Source organism: Mycobacterium sp. G7A2, assembly GCF_041902445.1.
Classification (GTDB): domain Bacteria; phylum Actinomycetota; class Actinomycetes; order Mycobacteriales; family Mycobacteriaceae; genus Mycobacterium.
Window position 1 is genome coordinate 3,326,278 of the sequence record NZ_CP169251.1, and the last position, 19,258, is coordinate 3,345,535.

Sequence of the window (19,258 nt, forward strand, 5' to 3'; positions counted from 1 at the left end):
AGACGTACCGTGAAGATCGTGAATCGTGGTGATCGGGTGGCCGACTTCGAACTACCAGACCAGACCGGGACGACGCGGACGCTGACCGGCCTGCTGGCCGACGGTCCGATCGTGCTGTTCTTCTACCCGGCGGCGATGACGCCGGGATGCACCAAGGAGGCCTGTCACTTCCGCGACCTGGCCGGTGAGTTCGCCGCCGTCGGCGCCAGCCGGGTGGGCATCAGTGCCGACGCGGTGGACAAGCAGGCCAAGTTCGCCGACCAGCAGAATTTCGACTATCCGCTGCTGTCGGACACCGACGGCACCGTGGCCACCCAGTTCGGGGTCAAACGCGGCCTGCTGGGCAAGTTCCTGCCGGTCAAGCGCACCACGTTCGTCATCGACACCGACCGCACCGTCCTCGCGGTGATCGCCAGTGAGCTGAACATGGACACCCACGCCGACAAAGCACTCGACGTGCTGCGGCAGCGCCAGTCGACCTAGGACTGCGCCGGGCCGAGCAGCTGGTCGGCGTCGAAGCAGCTGTGATCGCCGGTGTGGCACGCCCCGCCGACCTGGTCGACCTCGAGCAGCACCGTGTCACCATCGCAGTCCAGCCGCACCGAGTGCACGTACTGGGTGTGACCTGAGGTGGCGCCCTTGATCCACTGCTCGTTGCGGGACCGGGAGAAGTACGTGGCCTCCCGGGTGGCGAGTGTGCGGGCGAGCGCGTCGTCGTCCATCCAGGCGACCATCAGCACCTTCCCGGTCCCCTGTTCCTGCACCACGGCGCTGAACAGTCCGTTGGCGTCACGCTTGAGCCGCTGCGCGATCGCAGGATCCAGCGCGCTCATCGGGACCCTCGGCTCTTCGCGCAAGCGCTCATCGGACTGTGATCCCTTCAGCCTTCATCGCCGCCTTCACCTCACCGATGCTCAGTTCGCGGAAGTGGAACACGCTGGCCGCCAGCACAGCGTCGGCTCCGGCCTGCACGGCTGGTGCGAAGTGCTCGACGCGACCCGCCCCGCCGCTGGCGATGACCGGCACCGTCACCGCGCCCCGCACCGCCCGCAGCATCGCCAGATCGAACCCGGCCTTGGTGCCGTCGGCGTCCATCGAGTTCAGCAGGATCTCCCCGACACCGAGCTCGGCTCCCCGGGCGGCCCAGTCGACGGCGTCGATCCCGGTGCCGCGCCGGCCGCCGTGCGTGGTGACCTCCCAGCCCGACGGTGTGGGCTCGCTGTCCGCGGGAACGGTCCTGGCGTCGACCGAGAGCACGATGCACTGCGAACCGAACTGCCGGGACAGCTCCGACAACAGCTCCGGTCGGGCGATCGCGGCGGTGTTCACCGACACCTTGTCCGCGCCGGCGCGCAGCAACACGTCGACGTCGGCCACAGAGCGCACACCCCCGCCGACCGTCAACGGGATGAACACCTGCTCGGCGGTCCGGCGCACCACCTCGAGCATCGTGGCCCGGCCCGACGACGATGCGGTCACATCCAGAAACGTCAGCTCGTCGGCGCCCTCGGCGTCGTACACCGCGGCCAACTCGACCGGATCACCGGCGTCACGCAGGTTTTCGAAGTTGACGCCCTTGACCACCCGGCCGTCGTCGACGTCGAGACACGGAATGACGCGGGTGGCGACGTCGCTGCTCATTGTCACAGGTAATCCTCCGGAACGCCTGCGGCGCGGACGATGTCGAGCATCTCTTCATGCACCCCGGGGGCCGCGGCCAGCGCCGACGGCGACGAGGCCGTCCACGGTCGCCCGGCCAGATCGGTGACGACACCGCCCGCGGCGCGCACCAACGCCACCCCGGCGGCGTGATCCCAGATGTGGTGGCCGAAGCTGATCGCGGCGCCGAGAATCCCCGCCGCGACGAACGCCATGTCGATACCGGTCGACCCGTGCATCCGCACCCGCGAGCATTTCCGGCTCAGATTGGCGAGGACCTCGGCCCGGTACCGGCCCGGGTAGCGGCCGCGCGAGTCGATGTTGAAGGTGCCGATGCCGACGACCGACTCCGACAGGGCGCCCGGACCCAACGAGGGCAGAGCGTCGCCGTTGCACAGCACCGGTTCGCCGGTCATCGCGGTGTAGCGCTGCCCGACGAACGGCAGCCACGTCAAACCCAGCACGGGGTCCCCGTCGGCCAGCAGAGCGAGCAGCATCGCGGCCATGGGTGACCCCGCGGCGTAGTTGAACGTGCCGTCGATGGGATCGAGGACCCACACCAACTCGGCGTCCAACGACTCCCCGCCGAATTCCTCGCCGTGCACACCGATGCCGGTCAGCCTGGTCAGTTCGGCCACCACCCGGCGTTCGATCGCGAGATCGACCTCGGTGGCGAAGTCGTTGCCCTTCTTCTCCACCGCCGAATCGGCGCGATGGCCGGCGACGAACTGCGCGGAGGCCGAGTCGAGTACGCCGGCGGCGGTGGCGAGCAGGTCGCGCAGGTGCTGCGGCTCCACGGTCACGAGCGAACCGCGGCCAGTGCCTCGGGCAGCGTGAAACGCTCCGCGTAGAGCGCCTTCCCGACGATCGCACCCTCGACCCCCCGATCGGTCAGGGTCGCGATCGCGCGCAGATCGTCGAGACTCGATACCCCGCCGGACGCGATGACCGGGGCCTCGGTGCGTTCACATACCGCGGCGAGCAGGTCCAGATTCGGCCCCTTCAGGGTGCCGTCCTTGGTGACGTCGGTGACCACGAAACGCGAACAACCTTCGGCATCAAGGCGTTCCAGCACCGCCCACAGGTCACCGCCGTCGGTCTCCCAGCCGCGGCCCCGCAGCCGGTAATCGTCGCCGGAGATCTTGACGTCGAGCCCGACGGCCACCTTGTCACCGTGCTCGGCGACGACTTTGGCGCACCACTGAGGATTCTCCAGCGCCGCGGTGCCCAGGTTCACCCGGGCACATCCGGTGGCCAGGGCCGCGGTCAGTGAGTCGTCGTCGCGGATTCCGCCCGACAGTTCGACCGCGACGTCGAGCTTGCCGACCACCTCGGCGAGCAGTTCCCGGTTGGAGCCGCGGCCGAAAGCCGCGTCCAGATCGACCAGGTGGATCCACTCGGCGCCGTCGCGCTGCCAGGTCATCGCGGCGTCGAGCGCCGAGCCGTACTCGGTCTCGCTGCCGGCTTGGCCCTGCACCAGGCGCACCGCGCGGCCTTCGACGACGTCGACGGCGGGCAGCAGGATGAGCGAGGGAGAGGTCGCATTCACGGGGCTCAACTTAGCGCCCCGATCCAGTTGGACAGCAATTCGGCGCCGGCGTCCCCGCTCTTCTCGGGATGGAACTGGGTGGCCGACAACGCACCCGTCTCCACCGCGGCCAGGAACGGTACGTGGTGGGTGGCCCATGTCAACAGCGCCGACGGATCGCCCTCCCACTGCTGTGCGGCATAGGAGTGCACGAAGTAGAACCGGGTGTCGGCGTCCAGACCCCGGAACAGCACGCTGCCGGCCGGGGCGTCCACCACGTTCCATCCCATGTGCGGAATCACCGGCGCGTCCAGCCGGATCACCGCGCCGGGCCACTGCCCGCAACCGGTGGTCTCCACCCCGAACTCCACCCCGCGACTGAACAGGATCTGCATTCCCACGCAGACGCCGAGGACAGGACGGTCCGCCGCGAGCCGGTCGGCGATGATCTTCTCGCCGCCGATCTTGCGCAGGCCCGTCATACAGGACTCGAAGGCGCCCACCCCCGGCACGACCAGCCCGTCAGCCTCCATCGCGGCGTGCGGATCGGCGGTCACCTCGACGTGCGCGCCGACGCGTTCCAGCGCGCGCTGCGCCGAGCGCAGGTTGCCCGAACCGTAGTCCAGCACGACGAGTTTGCGTGTCACAGCGTGCCTTTGGTGGACGGGACGCCGGTCACCCGGGGGTCGTACTCCACGGCCTGGCGCAGCGCGCGGGCGACGGCCTTGTACTGCGCCTCGGTGATGTGGTGCGGATCGCGGCCGTAGAGCGTGCGCACATGCAGGGCGATGCGGGCGTTGAAGGCCAGCGATTCGAAAACATGCCGGTTGACCACGGTGTGATAGGGCGCCTGCGAGCCGGCGATGGTGAATTCGACCAGATAGTCGGGCTCGCCGGTGTGCACGAAGTAGGGCCGGCCCGACACGTCGACCGCGGCGTGGGCCAGCGTCTCGTCCATCGGGATGAAGGCGTCGCCGAAGCGGCGGATGCCCTTCTTCTCGCCGAGAGCCTGGCCGAGGGCCTGGCCGAGCACGATCGCGGTGTCCTCGATGGTGTGGTGGCCCTCGATCTCGATGTCGCCGGTGGCCTTGATCGTCAGATCGAAGCTCGCGTGGCTGCCCAACGAGGTCAGCATGTGGTCGAAGAACGGCACGCCGGTGTCGACGCTGACCTGCCCGGTTCCGTCGAGATCCAGGTCGACGACGATGTCGGATTCCTTCGTCTTGCGTTCGACCCTTGCGCGGCGTTCGGGACGTACCGGCTCGTTCACGATGCTCCTATCCGGGCGCTGGCAGCCAGCAGCGCGTCGTTCTCGTCGGCCAGGCCGATGGTGGTGCGCAGATATCCGGGGATGCCGACGTCGCGGATCAGCACGCCGGCGTCCAGGTAACGCTGCCACGTGCCGGGCGCATCGGCGAACTCGCCGAACAGCACGAAGTTGGCGTCACTGGGAATGACTCGAAAACCCATGCCGGTGAGCGCTTTCGCCACCCGCTCCCGTTCCTCGATCAGCGTGGCGACGCTGCCGAGCGTGTCGTCGGCGTGGCGCAGCGCGGCTCGGGCAGCGGCTTGGGTGAGCGCGGACAGGTGATAGGGCAGGCGCACCAGCAGCATCGCCTCGATCACGGCGGGTGCTGCGATCAGATAGCCCAGTCGGCCACCGGCGAACGCGAACGCCTTGCTCATGGTCCGCGTCACGATCAACCGTGTCGGGAACTGTTCGATCAACCCGATCGCGCTGGGCTGCGAGGAGAACTCGCCGTAGGCCTCGTCGACGATCATCACTCCGCGGTCCATCGCGTCCAGCAGCGCACGTAGCTCGTCGGGTGTCGCGCTCTGCCCCGACGGGTTGTTCGGGCTGGCCACGAACACGATGTCGGGGGTGTGCTCCTTAATCGCAGTGGCGGCCACCGCCGCATCCAGGCTGAAGTCGCCGGCGCGGTTGGCCACCAGCCACCGGGTCTGCGTCCCGTCGGAGATGATGGGGTGCATCGAGTAGGACGGCACGAACCCGATCGCGCTGCGGCCGGGACCCCCGAACGCCTGCAGCAGCTGCTGCAGGATCTCGTTGGATCCGTTGGCCGCCCAGACATTGTCCACGCCCACCGTCACCCCGGTCGCGGCACTGAGATAGGCCGCCAGATCGGTGCGCAATGCGACCGCGTCGCGGTCGGGATAGCGGTGCAACTCCGCTGCTGCCGACCGCACCGACGCGGTGACGTCGTCGATCAACGCCGGGGTGGGCGGATGCGGATTCTCGTTGGTGTTCAGCCGCACCGGCACGTTCAACTGTGGTGCGCCGTAGGGGGATTTACCGCGCAGATCGTCTCGCAGCGGCAGCTCGTCGAGCGTGGCCGCGGCACCGGGAACGCTCACGACTCGAACCTCCGGCGCACCGCTTCCCCGTGGCTGGGCAGATTCTCGGCCTGCGCCAACGTGATCACGTGGCCCGCCACGTCTTTGAGCGCCGCCTCGGTGTAGTCGACGACGTGGATGCCGCGCAGGAAGGTCTGCACCGACAATCCGCTGGAGTGCCGGGCGCATCCCGCGGTGGGCAGCACATGGTTCGACCCGGCGCAGTAGTCCCCGAGACTCACCGGCGCCCACGGGCCCACGAAAATCGCACCGGCCGAACGGATTCGGCCAGCCACGTCGGAGGCGTCGGCGGTCTGGATCTCGAGGTGCTCGGCGGCGTAGGCGTTGACGACGCACACCCCGGCGTCGATGTCGTCGACGAGCACCGTCGCCGACTGATCGCCGCTCAGCGCGGTGGTGACCCGCTGGCGGTGCACCGTGGTCTCCAACTGCCGGGCGAGCTCCCGATCGGTCGCGTCCGCGAGTTCGGTGCTGGGGGTGACCAGCACGCTGGCGGCCATCTCGTCGTGCTCTGCCTGGCTGATCAGGTCGGCGGCCACGTGGGCGGGGTCCGCGGTGTGATCGGCCAGGATCGCGATCTCGGTGGGGCCGGCTTCGGCATCGATACCCACCTGTGAACGGCAGATGCGCTTGGCGGCCGTGACATAGATGTTGCCGGGCCCGGTGATCATGTCGACCGGCGCGAGCTCGCCGCCATCCGTGTCGGCACCCCCGTAGGCGAGCAGCGCGACGGCCTGCGCGCCGCCCACCGACCACACCTCGTCGACGCCGAGCAGCGCTGCCGCGGCCAGGATCGTCGGGTGCGGCAGGCCCTGGAAGTCGGCCGGGTTGGCGGCCTGGGGCGGGCTGGCGATGACCAGCGAGTCCACGCCCGCGGTCTGGGCCGGGACGACGTTCATCACGACGCTCGACGGATACACCGCGTTGCCGCCGGGAACGTAGAGACCGACCCGCTCGACGGGCACCCAGCGTTCGGTCACCGTGGCGCCGGGGGCGAGTGTGGTGGTGGTGTCGGTGCGGCGCTGATCGGCGTGCACGGTGCGGGCGCGCTCGATGGCGACGTTCAGTGCGGTCCGGATGTCCGGGTCCAGCGCCGCGAGCGCGGCTGTGAGTTTGTCCGACGGGACACGGATGCGGTCGGGGCGCACACCGTCGAACGAGGCGCCGTACTCCAGGGCGGCCGCCGCGCCGCGGTCGGCGACCGCGTCGACGATGGGCCTGACGGTCGGCACCACCGCGTCGACGTCGACACCACCACGGGGCAGGGCGCCGCGCAGCCCGGCCGCTGACAGCGTGGTACCACGCAGGTCGATGCGTCGCAGAGGCCCTGGCGTTAGATTCACGCTGTCCATTGTCCCAGAGCAGGCCAAATCGGTTTGGAGGCGTCATGTCGGAACTGCCGCGGATGTTCCCGGAGTGGCTCGACCGGATCCAGATCAAGTACTTCAACCCCATCGTCAAGCCGCTGGCCGGCCGGATGCCCGGGCTGTCGGTGATCAAACACCGAGGTCGCACCTCCGGACGGCCGTACGAGACCATCGTGACCGCCTACCGCAACGACTCCCAGCTGGCGATCGTGCTGGGCCACGGCAAGACCGACTGGGCCAAGAACGTCCTGGCGGCCGGCGAAGCCGACGTCACGATGTCCGGTGACGAAGTCCACATCGTGAACCCGCGGATCGCCCCCAGCGGCGACGGCGTCGAGGCGCTGCCGGGGTTCGCCCGCCGCCAAGCCCGCAAGGTCGCCGTCTTCGTCGCGGACGTCCAGCCGAAATCGGTTGGACACCCCTGACAGACTCAGGTCATGACCTGGCAGATGTGGCTGGCGTTCTTCGGGGCGGCAATCGTGATCGCGGTGTCGCCGGGCGCAGGCGCGGTCCAGTCGATGGCGACCGGGGCGACGCACGGAATCAAGCGCGGGTACTGGTCCATCGCGGGTCTGGAGGCGGGCTTGGTCCTGCAGCTGGCGCTGGTCGCCATCGGCCTCGGGGCCGCCGTGGCGAACTCGATCCTGGCGTTCACGATCATCAAATGGCTGGGAGTGGCCTACCTGGTCTACCTGGCGGTGCGGCAGTGGCGCGCCGCCACCGTCGACCTGGTCGGCCGACTCGACGATGCTGCCGGCGGGGGACGTTGCGCGCTGCTGGTCCGTGGCTTCCTGGTCAATGCCAGCAATCCCAAGGCGCTGGTGTTCTTTCTGGCGGTGATGCCGCAGTTCGTCGTGCCGACCGCACCGCTGCTGCCGCAATACCTGGCCATCGGCGCCACGATGGTGGTCGTCGACCTGGTCGTGATGGGCCTCTACACCGGGCTGGCGGTCCGGCTGTTGACCTGGCTGCGCACTCCCCGCCAGCAGACCGCACTCAACCGTGTCTTCTCGGGCCTGTTCGCCGGCGCGGCGGTGGTGCTGGCGTTGGTGCGCCGCGGTCCCGCCGCGGCCTGACGGTCAGGCGCACAACCCGCTGATCTGGGCGCCGGCGTCCTCGGCCTGCTCGAGACGGCCGGCCTGCACCGGATCTGAATCGGGCACGCCGGCGGTGGCGGCCGCACCGATGTCCATCACCAGACCGGCGAACCGGCGGATCTCGCCCGCCAGCTCCGGCGGAGTGGCCGGATCCAGCCTGGCCAGCAGGTATTGACCGCCGTCGAACAGCGCCGCCCGCGCGTTGCCCGACACCGCAAGAGCTCCTGCGATGTCGCCGAAGCCGCCCGGCGGCTCGCGGTTGGTGTTGATCGCCACCCCGGTGCGCACGGTGGCGAACGCCGCGCAGATCGCCGCCCGAGCCTCGTCGCGCTGGGCCTGGCTGTACTCGGGGACGCTGTCGCGCTGCCGCAGCAGCGCGACGAGCGCCAGACCCAGCGACAGCACTGCCAGAGCGAGTGCGACGACCGACGTCATCGGGCGTCTCGGAGACCTCTCCACGATCTACAGATCCAACCCCAGGTCGAGCACCTGCACCGAGTGGGTGAGCGCACCGACGGCCAGATAATCCACCCCGGTACCGGCGTAGTCGCCGGCGTTCGGCAGGGACAGGCCGCCGGAGGACTCCAGCTTGGTGCCGGGTGCCCGTGCGTCGCGGCGCTGCACCGCGATCTGTGTCTGCCACACCGGGAAATTGTCGAGCAACACCAGCTCGACGTCCTCGGCGAGGATCTCATCGAGTTGTTCGAGCGAGTCCACTTCGACCTCGCACGGCAGGTCGGGCGCCGCGGCGCGCACCTGGCGCAGCGCGGCCAGGATCGAACCCGCCGCGGCGACATGGTTGTCCTTGATCAGGGCCGCATCACCGAGTCCCATGCGGTGATTCACGCCGCCACCGACGCGGACGGCGTACTTCTGCAGGGCGCGCAGGCCGGGCAGTGTCTTGCGGGTGTCGCGGATCTGGGCCCGCGTTCCGGAAATCGCCTCGACCCACGCCGCCGTCGTCGTCGCGATGCCGGACAGGTGGCACAGGACGTTCAGCATCGTGCGCTCGGCCGTCAGGATCCCGCGGGTCGGGCCCTCGATCGTCAGGGCGACCCCGCCGGGCTGCAGCCGCGAACCGTCGGGCACCCGGTGTGTCACCCGGTAGCTGTCGGGGCCGAGCACGTCGTCGAGCACCATCAGCGCGACGTCCGCTCCTGCGAGCACGCCGGGTTCGCGGCTCACCACCGAGGCGGTCGTGGTGGCGTCGGCGGGCACCGTGGCCAGCGTGGTCACATCCGGTCCGTAGCGCAGGTCCTCGTCGAGCGCCCGCGCGATGACCCCACGAGCTTCGGTGAGCTCGGCCTCGCTGAGTGCGGTCAGGTCGATCATGTGCCCGCCACCTCCGGAACCAACGTGCGACTGAAAGCCTGCGCCGGATCGATGTCCGGGAAGTCGGCGCGGTGATGACATCCGCGGGATTCGGTGCGCGCGCAGGCGGCGGCCGCGACGGCGCCCGCCACCGTCGTCAGCGATGCGTCTTCGACGTCGCGGCGGCAGCTCAAGCGGCGCATCGGCGCGCCGTCGAGAATCTCCTGCAGGGCAGCCAACCCCGCACCGGTGCGGGTGACGGAGGCGTTGGCGGTCATCGCCCGCTGCAGCTCGGCGCGCGGTACCGCCGGCCGAGCCGGGAGCGCCGCCGCAGTGACCCGGCTGGGGCCGGCGTGCGCGGCGTGGTCGGCGGCCGCCGTCCCGGCGCGTCCACCGACGACGAGCCCTTCCAGAAGGCTGTTGCTGGCCAACCGGTTGGCGCCGTGCATCCCGGTTCGTGCCGCTTCTCCCGCGGCGAACAAGCCTGTCACCTCGGTCCGGCCGTGCACGTCGGTGGCGACTCCCCCACAGCTGTAGTGGGCGCCGGGAACCACCGGGATGAGCTCCCGCACCGGGTCGATCCCGGCTCCCAGGCACGCCGCGGTGACAGTGGGAAATCGTTCAGGCAGACGGTCGATCGCCCGTGCGTCGAGGAACACGCACGCATCACCGGTCTGCGTCAGACGGGCCTCGATCGCGGCTGCGACGACGTCGCGCGGCGCCAGATCGCCCATCGGATGCGCACCCGCGGTCACCGAGTGGCCCCGCGCGTCGACGAGCACAGCACCTTCACCGCGCAGCGCCTCGGTGATGAGCGGTCGCCGGCCGGTACTGCCCGGGTCGAACAGCATGGTCGGGTGGAACTGGACGAACTCGACGTCGCTGACCGCCACCCCGGCCCACATCGCCAGGGCGACGCCGTCGCCGGTCGAGCCTTCGGGGTTGGTGGTGGCCTGGTACAGATGTCCCAGACCTCCCGTCGCGACGATCACCGAGGGCGCATGGATGACTCCCGGTCCGTCGCCGCTGAGGACCAGTACCCCGGACACCATTCCGTCGTCGAGCAGCAGGTCCACCGCGACGTGGTTGTGGCGGACGTCGAGCCGGGCGGCAGCGTCGTCCAGAGCCCGCTGGACCTCTGCGCCGGTGGCATCGCCGCCGGCGTGGATGATGCGGTGCCGGGTGTGACCGCCTTCGCGGGTCAGCGCCCAGCCGCCGGCTGCGGATTCGTCGAACCGGGCTCCCCACCCGACCAGGTCGGTGACTGCGCGGTAGCCGTCGGCCACGATCGACCGGACGGCGTCGGGATCGCACAATCCCGCCCCTGCGGAGAGTGTGTCGGCGACGTGGGCCTCGACCGAGTCGTCGGTGTCGCGAAAGCTCTCCGGCAGCACCACCGCAATGCCGCCCTGCGCGTAGAACGTAGCGGTGTCCCCGACCTTGCTGAGCACGACCACAGTACGGCCGCGGCGGTGCGCGGCCAGCGCCGCGGCCAGGCCGGCCACGCCGGTGCCGATGACGACGACATCGGCACGCTGGCGCCAGAGGTTGGTCCCGCCGCAGGCGGGTGGGCGCGTCATTCGCCGCCGCCGGGCTGTCCGATCTCGATCATCCGCTGGACGCTGGCTCGCGCCGCCGTCGCGACGTCCGGGTCCACGTGCACCTCGTCGGCGCCCTCGACGAGGCAACGCAGCAACGCCGCCGGGGTGATCATCTTCATGTACCGGCAGGACGCGCGGTCGTTGACCGCTTGGAAGTCCACCTCCGGCGCGGCGCGGCGCAGCTGGTGCAGCATGCCCACCTCGGTGGCGACCAGAACCTGGCGGGCGCCGGTCTGGCGGGCGGCGTCGAGCATGCCACCGGTGGACAGGATCTTGACGCGATCCTCGGGGAAGGAACCTTCGCCGGCCAGGTACAGCGCCGAGGTGGCACACCCGCACTCGGGGTGGACGAACAGTTCGGCGTCGGGATGCGTGCGGGCCTGCTCGGCGAGTTCGTCGCCGTTGATCCCGGCGTGCACATGGCATTCGCCGGCCCACACGTGAAGGTTGGTGCGCCCGGTCACGCGGCGCACATGGGCGCCCAGGAACTGGTCGGGGCAGAACAGAACCTGGCGGTCGGCAGGGATCGAGTCGACCACCTCGACCGCGTTCGACGACGTGCAGCAGATGTCGGTCTCGGCCTTCACCGCTGCGGTGGTGTTGACGTAGGACACCACCACCGCGCCGGGATGCTCGGCCTTCCAGGCGCGCAACTCGTCGGCGGTGATCGAGTCGGCCAGCGAGCAACCGGCCCGCTCGTCGGGGATGAGGACGGTCTTGGCCGGCGACAGGATCTTGGCGGTCTCGGCCATGAAGTGCACACCGCAGAAGACGATGGTGTCTTCGCCGGCCTCGGCGGCGATGCGCGACAGTGCCAGTGAATCGCCGACGTGGTCGGCCACATCCTGGATCGCCGGCAGCTGGTAGTTGTGCGCCAGCAGCGTGGCGCCACGCAGATCGAGGAGGCGACGGACTTCGGCCGCCCACTGCTCGTCGCCGTCGACACCGGAATAGCCACCGGGACCGTCGACGATCCGAGCGGTCAGGTCGTGAGCGGTGTTCTGGTCCAGGACCGTCATGTCCGCCTCCTTCACTACGTGCGAGGTTTTCGACTTACAATCGAAAACGTGGCCCATATTATCACCGAGCACGAGGTGCTGGCAGTGGTGTTCCAGGTTCGCCTGCCCACCGTCGCCGACACCGACGGGAAACCCGCACTTCACGTGCTGTTGTGGCAGCGTGCACTCGATCCCGAACGCGGAAAGTGGTCGCTGCCGGGCGGTCGACTCGGCGCCGACGAAGACCTCACGAGCTCGGTTCGGCGCCAACTGGCGGAGAAAGTGGACCTGCGCGAGTTGGCCCATCTCGAGCAACTCGCCGTGTTCTCCGACCCGACCCGCGTGCCCGGCCCCCGCACCATCGCGTCGTCGTTCCTGGGTCTGGTGCCCTCCCCTGCCACCCCGGAACTTCCCTCGGACACCTGCTGGCACGCAGTCAGCGATCTGCCACCGATGGCGTTCGACCACGGGCCGATGGTCGAGCATGCGCGCACCCGACTCGGCGCGAAACTGTCCTACACCAACATCGGATTTGCCTTGGCGCCAGACGAATTCGCACTCTCCACACTGCGCGACATCTACAGCGCGGCACTGGGGCACCCCGTCGACGCGACCAACCTGCAACGCGTGCTCGAGCGGCGGAAGGTCATCACCAGGACCGGAACCACCGCGAGATCCGGCCGCAGCGGAGGACGTCCCGCGGCGTTGTATCGGTTCGCCGATTCCCGCTATCGGGTCACCGATGAGTTCGCTGCTTTACGCCCGCCGGGGTGAGTCGACTGGATTCTTAATGCCTTCTTAAGTACCGTCGCGGAGATGGAGATGGGTAGCGTAGCGCGGGCGACCGGCGCCGAATGGATCGGTCAGGCGCCCCACGAACCGCTCAAGCCCAGGTCAGCGCCCGTCGTGCCGGATGAGGACCCGTTCTACCAACCGCCGGCGGGCTACGAGCACGCGCGCCCCGGCACGGTGCTGCGGTCCCGCGACGTCGAGCTGGCGTTCCTCGGCTTCATCCCCCAGAAGTTCACCGCCACCCAGCTGCTGTACCGCACCGCCGACTTCGAGGGACAGCCCCAAGCCGGCGTGACGACCGTCGTCATTCCGACCGAGCGCGCCCGCAAAGGCCCGCTTCCCATCATCTCCTACCAGTGCGCGATCGACGCGGTCGCCGCCCGCTGTTTCCCCTCCTACGCGATGCGCCGGGGCGCCAAGGCCATCGGCTCCATCGCCCAATTCGAGTTCCTGTTGGTGGCGGCGGCCCTGGCGGAGGGATGGGCGGTGTCCGTCCCCGACCACGAGGGGTCAACCGGCATGTGGGGGGCACCGTACGAGCCCGGCTACCACATCCTCGACGGCATCCGCGCCGCGATCAGCCACGAGCCGTTCGACCTGACCGCCGAATCCCCCGTCGGGTTGTGGGGATATTCGGGAGGCGGACTGGCCTCGGCGTGGGCTGCCGAGGTCCAGGAAAGCTACGCACCCGAGCTCAACATCGTCGGTGCCGTGCTCGGCTCACCGGTCGGCGACCTGGGCCACACGTTCCGGCGCCTCAACGGCAGTCTCTACGCCGGCCTGCCGGCGCTGGTCGTGGCGGCGCTCAGCCACATCTACCCGGACCTCGACCGTGTCATCGACGAACACGTCACCGACGAGGGCAGAGAAATGCTGACGCGCATCCAGCGGATGACCACGGCGCACGCCCTGGTGTGGATGGCCGGCAAGGACATGGCGCACATGATCGACCGCCCCCTGGAGGAGATCCTGCTGACCCCCGAGGTGCAGCACGTCTTCGACAGCATCAAGCTCGGGACCGCGGCGCCCAAGGTTCCGGTGTTGATCGTTCAGGCGGTCCACGACCGCGTCATCTCGGTCGAGGACATCGACGACCTGGCCGAGACCTACGCCCGTGGCGGGTCCCGGGTGACGTATCACCGCGACCTGTTCAGCGAGCACATGCTGCTTCATCCGATGTCCGCGCCCATGACGCTGCGTTGGCTGCGGGAACGCTTCGCCGGCCAGCCCTTGCGCACACACATCAAGCGGACCAAATGGCCCACTCTGCTCAACCCGTCGACCTACCGCGGAATGATCACGCTCGGCATGATCACGGCGAAGGTGATGACGGGCCGGCGGGTGGAACGGACACCGCTGTCGCGGTTCGATCTGTAGGAACGGCGAGATAGTCCACCGGCGGCCAGCCACCGAGGTCGTCGCGCGGGGTCGACACCGCGCACAGCAGATACACCGTCGCGGCCACGGCGGCGGGCAGCAGCAACGTCGCCGAGATCACCAGCGGCGAGTGCCCGAAGAAAACCGCCGGCGCCTCCACGACATAGTGCACCCGGTTCTCCGGTGACACCGGTGCCCCCGCCACGTCGACCGAGCCGTAGCGCCAGTGCGCGCCCAGCGCCCCCACCCCAGTCGCGACGGCGGCGGCCGCCACCGAGCCGATGGACAGCGCAGACGCCTGCAGCGGACCGCGATGCGCACGCCACTGCCATACCAGCACCGCGGCAATCACGGCCAGCACCGACAGAAAGCCGACGGCCATCGCCGCGGCGGTGAACAGGTGCTCCGACTCGTTACCGAGGTAGGCCTGGACACGATCGCCGTCGTCGGTCAACGCGACGACTCCGTGGATCCCGGGCGCCAGCCATGCCCACAACGCACCCACCAGCACACCGGCCACAGCCATGCCGACCACCACCGTCACTGCGGCGCGCCCGGGAGAGGTTCTCGGCCCTTCGCCCGAGGGGCTCATCGGGGCCCTCGGCTCTTCGCCCGAGGGGCTCATCGGGGCCCTCGGCTCTTCGCCCGAGGGGCTCATCGGGGCCCTCGGCTCTTCGCCCGAGGGGCTCATCGGGGCCCTCGGCTCTTCGCCCGAGGGGCTCATCGGGGCCCTCGGCTCTTCGCCCGAGGGGCTCATCGCTGCGACTCCAGGTCCTTGGAATCCACCAAACCGTGCCGGGAACACTTCGCCCACCAGCCGTCCGGCCGCACCTGCACGATCATGCGCCGCCCGCACTCTGCGCAGAATCTCGGCGGCTCCAGGCCGAGCTGCGCGGCCGTGGGGACCTCACTGCCCGCCGGGGCGCCGGTATAGACGTTGTACACACCCGCACCCACCGGGGCGGGGAGTTCGTCGAGCATCACAGTGTGGCGTTGAGGGCCTTGATCGGCATCTGCAGATCGTCCAACAGCTCGAGGTCGGCCTCGGCGGGCCGGCCCAGTGTGGTCAGGTAGTTGCCGACGATGACCGCGTTGATGCCGCCCAGGATGCCCTTCTTGGCCCCCAGATCGCCCAACGTGATCTCGCGCCCACCCGCGAAGCGCAGCATCGTGCGCGGCAGCGCCAGCCGGAACGCCGCGACGGCCTTGAGCGCCTCGGACGCGGGCAGCACCTCCAGATCGCCGAACGGTGTGCCCGGTCGCGGATTCAGGAAGTTCAACGGAACTTCGTGGGGGTCGAGTTCGGCGAGGTTGGCGGCGAACTCCGCGCGCTGCTCGAGCGTCTCGCCCATGCCCAGGATGCCGCCGCAGCACACCTCCATGCCGGCTTCGCGCACCATCTGCAGGGTGCCCCAGCGCTCTTCCCAGCTGTGGGTGGTCACCACGTTGGTGAAGAACGAGCGCGCCGTCTCGAGGTTGTGGTTGTACCGGTGCACTCCCATGGCCGACAGCTGTTCGACCTGATCAGAACTGAGCATGCCCAGCGAGCAGGCGATGTGGATGTCGACCTCGTTGCGGATCGCCTCGATGCCGGCCGCGACCTGTGCCATCAACCGCTCATCGGGTCCGCGCACCGCCGCGACGATGCAGAACTCGGTCGCCCCGGACTTGGCGGTCTGCTTGGCGGCCTCCACGAGGCTGGGCACATCCAGCCACGCACTGCGCACCGGCGAGGCGAAAAGACCCGACTGCGAACAGAAGTGGCAGTCCTCGGGACAGCCACCGGTCTTGAGGCTGATGATGCCCTCGACCTCGACGTCGGGGCCACACCAGGCCATCCGGACGTCGTGAGCCAACGCCAACAACTCGTCGAGCCGATCGTCTGGAAGTTGCAGCACCTGCAGCGTCTGGTCCTGGTCGAGGCCCTCGCCCCGCTCCAGCACCTGCTCGCGCGCTACTGCCAGAATGTCGCTCACCCGTTGCCTCCTGTGCGAACTTCACCACGCCGGCCGGGCCGACATCCGAACACGTCGACCGAGCCGGCGCGTCACCACGTCGACCGAGCCGGCGCGTGACCACGCCGGCGAGCCGACAGGTGAAACCAGCGGCGAGCCGACACTTGAACACCGTTCAGGTTAGGGTACTGGCGTGCAGCTCCACAAACGCGACGTGGTCGAGGCGGCGACGGGATTGCTGGACGACTACGGCATCGCCGATCTGTCGATGCGGCGCCTGGCTCGCGAGCTCGAGGTGTCCCCCGGCGCGCTGTACTGGCACTTCGCCAACAAGCAGCAGCTGCTGGGCGCGGTGGCCGACCGGATCCTGGCAGCGGTGCAGGACTCCGGCGGTGACTGGCAGACACGGATCGTGCAGACCTGCGGTCGGCTCCGCGAGGCGCTGTTGTCGCACACCGACGGCGCCGAGTTGGTGTCGGCCAGCTTCGCGGCCGGCCAATCGACGGTGATGACCGACCTGCTCGCGGTGCTGGCAGCCGCAGCCGGCGATGCCGGGGTGCCCGCCGACAGCACTGAATCGGCCGCCCGCACGGTGGTCTATTTCGTTCTCGGCTCGACCGTCGACGAGCAGTCCCGGCTGCAGTGGGACGCCGCGGGAGCCGATGTCAGCGCCCCGGTCTGGGCCGAGAATTCCGACGCCCGGTTCGCGTTCGGTTTGCGGCTGCTGGTCGACGGGATCGCCGCGCACACCCGAGCAGACGTCCAGCCGTCACCGGCGACGTCCGGGTGATGTCACCGACGTACGAGTGGCGACATGCCGAGTCGGTCTTCACGGTCAGCCGATCGGGTGGACGACGCGGTTGTTGCCGTCCCAGTGGCGCAACGCCACCGCCGTCGCGCTGATGTCGCCGAACATGCCCGGCTGCATCATGGCGGTGGCCAACTGATCCGGCGGCACCCGGCGCGCCAGCGTGACGTGCGGGGTCCACTGTCCCGGCTCGGTATGTGGCAACGGCCCACCTGACATGTGCGGCAGGCAGACTCGGTGCACATCGGCGTGCAAGCCGAGGAGGTTCTGCGACGGCACCAGCATCCGTACCAGCGTCACCGTCCGGCCGCCGCCGAACAGGGTGGGCGCCCCCAGCACGCAGGGCATCGGTAGGCGATCGAGCAGCGCGCACAGCGCGTCGTCGACGCTGTCGTCCATGGACTCGGCGACCGACAGCGTGACGTGCGGTCGATTGCTCGGAGACCTGTGTGTGGCCAGGCTGCGAATGCCAGCGGCCAGGAGGTCGTCCCACATCCTGCCGACCGCCGCCTCGGTGCCGTGGTCGAAGAGCAGCTCGACGGAGTGAACCATTCAGACCAGGCTCTGCACCCAGGACCGGTCGAAAGCCTGCGCGCTGATCCGTTCGAAGTCGGTCCTGCCCAGCGACGCCACGCCGGTCGGCAGCGCCGCGCGCACCGGCGCCAGCCGGGCCAGCGCATCGCGGTTGTCCACCTCCGCCACGCCCGGATGCGCCGGCCACGACCCGATGACCAGACCCGCGCCGGGGACGCCGTGCGCCGCGAGCGCTTCCAGCGTGAGCGCTGTGTGGTTGAGCGTGCCCAGACCTGGCGCGACGACCGTCAGCACCGGCGCACCGACCGCAGCGGCCAGATCGCGCAGCGTCGTCGCTTCGGCGCCGATCTCGACCAGCAGACCGCCCGCACCCTCGACGAGGGTGAGTCGTCCCGGCCGATCGGCCCCGGTCACGAGCTCGAGCAGCTCCGCCCTGCTGGGCAGGGCAGATCCGACCCGCTGGGCGGCCGCGCGCGGCGCCAGCGGCTCGGGAAACGTCGCCAGCGAGTAGAGGTTCTCGATGCCGGCCAGCCGGGCGATCTCGGCGAGGTCGTCGTCACCGTCGCGAGTGCCCGTTTGCACCGGCTTGCACACGGCGACGTCGAGCCCCGCGAGCCGCCCGTGACACGCCAGCGCAGCGGTGGCGACAGTCTTGCCGACGCCGGTGTCGGTGCCGGAGACGAAGAGGATGCTCATGACGGAGAGAGCACGTCGGTCAGGACCTCACGGGCCAACGCCATGTCGTCCTCGGACAGCGACGCACGTGCGGTGAGCCGCAGCCGGGACGTTCCGGCGGGCACGGTCGGCGGCCGGAAGCAGCCGACCCGCACGCCGCGCTGCAGGCATGCGGCCGCGGCGGCCAGCGCCACCTCGGGTGCTCCGCGGATGACCGACACCACGGCCGAGGACGGCACCTCGTCGACACCGCACACGGCGGCCAGCTCGGCGGCGCGATCGAGCACTCGTTGAGCCCTGCGCGGTTCGTCGACGAGCACCTGCAGGGCGGCGCGCGCCGATCCGACGGCAGCGGGCGCCAACCCGGTGTCGAAGATGAACGGCCGGGCCGCGTCGATCAGATGGTCGCGCACGGCGGCAGGTCCGAGCACCGCACCACCCTGACTGCCCAGCGCCTTGGACAGCGTCACCGTCATCACCACGTCAGGCTCACCGGCCAGGCCCACTTCGTGCAGCAAGCCCCGACCACCGGTGCCCCGCACCCCCAGGCCGTGCGCCTCGTCGACGACCATCAGGGCGCCGTGGCGGCGACACACGTCGTGCAGCTCGCGCAACGGCGCCAGATCGCCGTCGGCGGAGAAAACCGAGTCGGTGACGACCACGGCACGCTGTTCGGAACGGTTGGCCAGAGCTTCGGATACCGCGGCGACATCGGAGTGCGGGGTCACCACGACACGGGCGCGGGACAACCGGCACGCGTCGACCAGCGACGCGTGGGTCAGCGCGTCGGAGACCACCAGCGATCCCTGGCCCGACAGCGCCACCACGGCACCCAGGTTGGCCGTGTAGCCCGAGGAGAACACCAGCGCTGATTCGGCGCCGACGAATTCCGCCAGGGCGTTCTCGAAGTCTTCGTGCAGTTCGGTGTTACCGGTCACCAGACGGGAGCCGGTTGAGCCGGCGCCCCAGGTTCGCAGGGCCGCGATTCCGCCCTCGAGCACGCGCGGGTGCTGCGACAGCCCGAGATAGTCGTTGGAAGCGAGGTCCAGATCGGCGCCGACGGGGGTACGGGCTTTCAGCGACCTGCGTAGCCCGGCGGCGCGCCGCTCGACGGCGACGTCGTCGAGCCAGGCCAACGGGGACAGACCCGTGCGCGTCATGGCACTCCCCTCCAGAACTG

24 protein-coding genes are annotated in these 19,258 nt (G+C 69.7%); 6 read left to right on the plus strand and 18 right to left on the minus strand.

What is annotated here, in order from left to right:
* The first annotated feature begins 18 nt into the window (after positions 1-18).
* Complete coding sequence (locus tag ACEWX3_RS15825; RefSeq protein ID WP_207069085.1) at positions 19-483, plus strand: peroxiredoxin; 465 nt, start codon at positions 19-21, stop codon at positions 481-483.
* Here ACEWX3_RS15825 and hisI read toward each other — a convergent pair.
* From hisI to hisD, 8 genes are read right to left on the minus strand one after another with little or no spacing between them, the layout of a single operon-like run.
* Positions 480-833 carry a phosphoribosyl-AMP cyclohydrolase gene (hisI, locus tag ACEWX3_RS15830; RefSeq protein ID WP_207069086.1) on the minus strand — a complete coding sequence of 118 codons (354 nt, stop codon included), beginning with the start codon at positions 831-833 and terminating at the stop codon, positions 480-482. The genes ACEWX3_RS15825 and hisI overlap by 4 nt on opposite strands.
* A 28-nt stretch (positions 834-861) precedes the next feature.
* Positions 862-1,641: an imidazole glycerol phosphate synthase subunit HisF gene (gene hisF / locus ACEWX3_RS15835; RefSeq protein ID WP_207066507.1), complete on the minus strand. Its 780-nt coding sequence runs from the start codon at positions 1,639-1,641 to the stop codon at positions 862-864.
* Positions 1,642-1,643: 2 nt separating this feature from the next.
* Positions 1,644-2,462, minus strand: a complete 819-nt coding sequence (locus ACEWX3_RS15840; protein ID WP_374157041.1) for an inositol monophosphatase — start codon at positions 2,460-2,462, stop codon at positions 1,644-1,646.
* Positions 2,459-3,208, minus strand: a complete 750-nt coding sequence (gene priA, locus ACEWX3_RS15845; RefSeq protein WP_374157042.1) for a bifunctional 1-(5-phosphoribosyl)-5-((5-phosphoribosylamino)methylideneamino)imidazole-4-carboxamide isomerase/phosphoribosylanthranilate isomerase PriA — start codon at positions 3,206-3,208, stop codon at positions 2,459-2,461. Before priA ends, ACEWX3_RS15840 begins: the two co-directional genes overlap by 4 nt.
* Positions 3,209-3,213: 5 nt before the next feature.
* The gene (gene hisH, locus ACEWX3_RS15850; RefSeq protein ID WP_207066510.1) at positions 3,214-3,834 is read right to left on the minus strand and encodes an imidazole glycerol phosphate synthase subunit HisH; all 621 of its coding nucleotides are present in this window, start codon (positions 3,832-3,834) and stop codon (positions 3,214-3,216) included.
* Complete coding sequence (hisB, locus tag ACEWX3_RS15855) at positions 3,831-4,457, minus strand: imidazoleglycerol-phosphate dehydratase HisB (RefSeq protein WP_207066511.1); 627 nt, start codon at positions 4,455-4,457, stop codon at positions 3,831-3,833. The genes hisH and hisB overlap by 4 nt, the downstream gene beginning before the upstream one ends.
* The gene (locus ACEWX3_RS15860; protein ID WP_374157043.1) at positions 4,454-5,563 is read right to left on the minus strand and encodes a histidinol-phosphate transaminase; all 1,110 of its coding nucleotides are present in this window, start codon (positions 5,561-5,563) and stop codon (positions 4,454-4,456) included. Before ACEWX3_RS15860 ends, hisB begins: the two co-directional genes overlap by 4 nt.
* A complete protein-coding gene (gene hisD / locus ACEWX3_RS15865) occupies positions 5,560-6,915 on the minus strand; it encodes a histidinol dehydrogenase (RefSeq protein ID WP_374157044.1) in 1,356 nt (451 codons plus the stop codon). Before hisD ends, ACEWX3_RS15860 begins: the two co-directional genes overlap by 4 nt.
* A 35-nt stretch (positions 6,916-6,950) precedes the next feature.
* Between hisD and ACEWX3_RS15870 the strand changes: the two genes are divergently transcribed.
* Positions 6,951-7,355 carry a nitroreductase family deazaflavin-dependent oxidoreductase gene (locus ACEWX3_RS15870; protein WP_207066514.1) on the plus strand — a complete coding sequence of 135 codons (405 nt, stop codon included), beginning with the start codon at positions 6,951-6,953 and terminating at the stop codon, positions 7,353-7,355.
* Between the two features lie 12 nt (positions 7,356-7,367).
* Positions 7,368-8,006 carry a LysE family transporter gene (locus tag ACEWX3_RS15875; protein WP_374157045.1) on the plus strand — a complete coding sequence of 213 codons (639 nt, stop codon included), beginning with the start codon at positions 7,368-7,370 and terminating at the stop codon, positions 8,004-8,006.
* Between the two features lie 3 nt (positions 8,007-8,009).
* On the opposite strand, the gene ACEWX3_RS15880 is transcribed toward ACEWX3_RS15875, so the two are convergent.
* Genes ACEWX3_RS15880 through nadA form a run of 4 tightly spaced genes read right to left on the minus strand, consistent with a single transcriptional unit; the run spans position 8,010 to position 11,958 of the window.
* The gene (locus ACEWX3_RS15880; RefSeq protein WP_374157046.1) at positions 8,010-8,462 is read right to left on the minus strand and encodes a hypothetical protein; all 453 of its coding nucleotides are present in this window, start codon (positions 8,460-8,462) and stop codon (positions 8,010-8,012) included.
* 27 nt (positions 8,463-8,489) lie between these two features.
* A complete protein-coding gene (gene nadC / locus ACEWX3_RS15885; RefSeq protein WP_207066517.1) occupies positions 8,490-9,359 on the minus strand; it encodes a carboxylating nicotinate-nucleotide diphosphorylase in 870 nt (289 codons plus the stop codon).
* The gene (locus tag ACEWX3_RS15890; RefSeq protein ID WP_374157047.1) at positions 9,356-10,918 is read right to left on the minus strand and encodes an L-aspartate oxidase; all 1,563 of its coding nucleotides are present in this window, start codon (positions 10,916-10,918) and stop codon (positions 9,356-9,358) included. Before ACEWX3_RS15890 ends, nadC begins: the two co-directional genes overlap by 4 nt.
* Positions 10,915-11,958 carry a quinolinate synthase NadA gene (gene nadA, locus ACEWX3_RS15895; RefSeq protein WP_374157048.1) on the minus strand — a complete coding sequence of 348 codons (1,044 nt, stop codon included), beginning with the start codon at positions 11,956-11,958 and terminating at the stop codon, positions 10,915-10,917. Before nadA ends, ACEWX3_RS15890 begins: the two co-directional genes overlap by 4 nt.
* Before the next feature lie 48 nt (positions 11,959-12,006).
* On the opposite strand from nadA, the gene ACEWX3_RS15900 reads away from it, so the two are divergent.
* Both ACEWX3_RS15900 and ACEWX3_RS15905 read left to right on the plus strand, forming a co-directional pair.
* A complete protein-coding gene (locus ACEWX3_RS15900; protein WP_374157049.1) occupies positions 12,007-12,711 on the plus strand; it encodes an NUDIX domain-containing protein in 705 nt (234 codons plus the stop codon).
* 42 nt (positions 12,712-12,753) lie between these two features.
* A complete protein-coding gene (locus ACEWX3_RS15905) occupies positions 12,754-14,106 on the plus strand; it encodes a lipase family protein (protein ID WP_221356905.1) in 1,353 nt (450 codons plus the stop codon).
* Here the strand turns inward: ACEWX3_RS15905 and ACEWX3_RS15910 are convergent.
* Genes ACEWX3_RS15910 through bioB form a run of 3 tightly spaced genes read right to left on the minus strand, consistent with a single transcriptional unit; the run spans position 14,042 to position 16,082 of the window.
* A complete protein-coding gene (locus ACEWX3_RS15910) occupies positions 14,042-14,830 on the minus strand; it encodes a DUF2567 domain-containing protein (RefSeq protein ID WP_374157050.1) in 789 nt (262 codons plus the stop codon). The genes ACEWX3_RS15905 and ACEWX3_RS15910 overlap by 65 nt on opposite strands.
* A gap of 29 nt (positions 14,831-14,859) precedes the next feature.
* Positions 14,860-15,087 (minus strand): hypothetical protein, encoded by a 228-nt coding sequence (locus ACEWX3_RS15915; RefSeq protein WP_207066523.1) that lies wholly within the window; start codon positions 15,085-15,087, stop codon positions 14,860-14,862.
* A complete protein-coding gene (gene bioB / locus ACEWX3_RS15920; RefSeq protein WP_207066524.1) occupies positions 15,087-16,082 on the minus strand; it encodes a biotin synthase BioB in 996 nt (331 codons plus the stop codon). Before bioB ends, ACEWX3_RS15915 begins: the two co-directional genes overlap by 1 nt.
* Before the next feature lie 172 nt (positions 16,083-16,254).
* On the opposite strand from bioB, the gene ACEWX3_RS15925 reads away from it, so the two are divergent.
* Complete coding sequence (locus ACEWX3_RS15925) at positions 16,255-16,851, plus strand: TetR/AcrR family transcriptional regulator C-terminal domain-containing protein (RefSeq protein ID WP_374157051.1); 597 nt, start codon at positions 16,255-16,257, stop codon at positions 16,849-16,851.
* Between the two features lie 45 nt (positions 16,852-16,896).
* On the opposite strand, the gene ACEWX3_RS15930 is transcribed toward ACEWX3_RS15925, so the two are convergent.
* The 3 genes from ACEWX3_RS15930 to ACEWX3_RS15940 are packed head-to-tail and all read right to left on the minus strand — an operon-like array spanning position 16,897 to position 19,238.
* Positions 16,897-17,421 (minus strand): 2'-5' RNA ligase family protein, encoded by a 525-nt coding sequence (locus tag ACEWX3_RS15930; protein ID WP_347221263.1) that lies wholly within the window; start codon positions 17,419-17,421, stop codon positions 16,897-16,899.
* A complete protein-coding gene (gene bioD, locus ACEWX3_RS15935; protein ID WP_221356912.1) occupies positions 17,422-18,099 on the minus strand; it encodes a dethiobiotin synthase in 678 nt (225 codons plus the stop codon).
* Positions 18,096-19,238, minus strand: a complete 1,143-nt coding sequence (locus ACEWX3_RS15940; RefSeq protein WP_374157052.1) for an 8-amino-7-oxononanoate synthase — start codon at positions 19,236-19,238, stop codon at positions 18,096-18,098. The genes bioD and ACEWX3_RS15940 overlap by 4 nt, the downstream gene beginning before the upstream one ends.
* Positions 19,239-19,258: the final 20 nt, after the last annotated feature.

Bases quoted from the DNA above. Each gene is read 5' to 3' on its own strand.
- hisI (WP_207069086.1), bottom strand. From the start codon at position 833: ATGAGCGCGCTGGATCCTGCGATCGCGCAGCGGCTCAAGCGTGACGCC.
- bioD (WP_221356912.1), bottom strand. From the start codon at position 18,099: ATGAGCATCCTCTTCGTCTCCGGCACCGACACCGGCGTCGGCAAGACT.
- ACEWX3_RS15910 (WP_374157050.1), bottom strand. From the start codon at position 14,830: ATGAGCCCCTCGGGCGAAGAGCCGAGGGCCCCGATGAGCCCCTCGGGC.
- hisD (WP_374157044.1), bottom strand. From the start codon at position 6,915: ATGGACAGCGTGAATCTAACGCCAGGGCCTCTGCGACGCATCGACCTG.
- ACEWX3_RS15875 (WP_374157045.1), top strand. From the start codon at position 7,368: ATGACCTGGCAGATGTGGCTGGCGTTCTTCGGGGCGGCAATCGTGATC.
- ACEWX3_RS15940 (WP_374157052.1), bottom strand. From the start codon at position 19,238: ATGACGCGCACGGGTCTGTCCCCGTTGGCCTGGCTCGACGACGTCGCC.
- hisF (WP_207066507.1), bottom strand. From the start codon at position 1,641: ATGAGCAGCGACGTCGCCACCCGCGTCATTCCGTGTCTCGACGTCGAC.
- nadC (WP_207066517.1), bottom strand. From the start codon at position 9,359: ATGATCGACCTGACCGCACTCAGCGAGGCCGAGCTCACCGAAGCTCGT.
- ACEWX3_RS15870 (WP_207066514.1), top strand. From the start codon at position 6,951: ATGTCGGAACTGCCGCGGATGTTCCCGGAGTGGCTCGACCGGATCCAG.
- nadA (WP_374157048.1), bottom strand. From the start codon at position 11,958: ATGACGGTCCTGGACCAGAACACCGCTCACGACCTGACCGCTCGGATC.
- ACEWX3_RS15915 (WP_207066523.1), bottom strand. From the start codon at position 15,087: ATGCTCGACGAACTCCCCGCCCCGGTGGGTGCGGGTGTGTACAACGTC.
- ACEWX3_RS15890 (WP_374157047.1), bottom strand. From the start codon at position 10,918: ATGACGCGCCCACCCGCCTGCGGCGGGACCAACCTCTGGCGCCAGCGT.
- ACEWX3_RS15880 (WP_374157046.1), bottom strand. From the start codon at position 8,462: ATGACGTCGGTCGTCGCACTCGCTCTGGCAGTGCTGTCGCTGGGTCTG.
- ACEWX3_RS15905 (WP_221356905.1), top strand. From the start codon at position 12,754: ATGGAGATGGGTAGCGTAGCGCGGGCGACCGGCGCCGAATGGATCGGT.
- ACEWX3_RS15930 (WP_347221263.1), bottom strand. From the start codon at position 17,421: ATGGTTCACTCCGTCGAGCTGCTCTTCGACCACGGCACCGAGGCGGCG.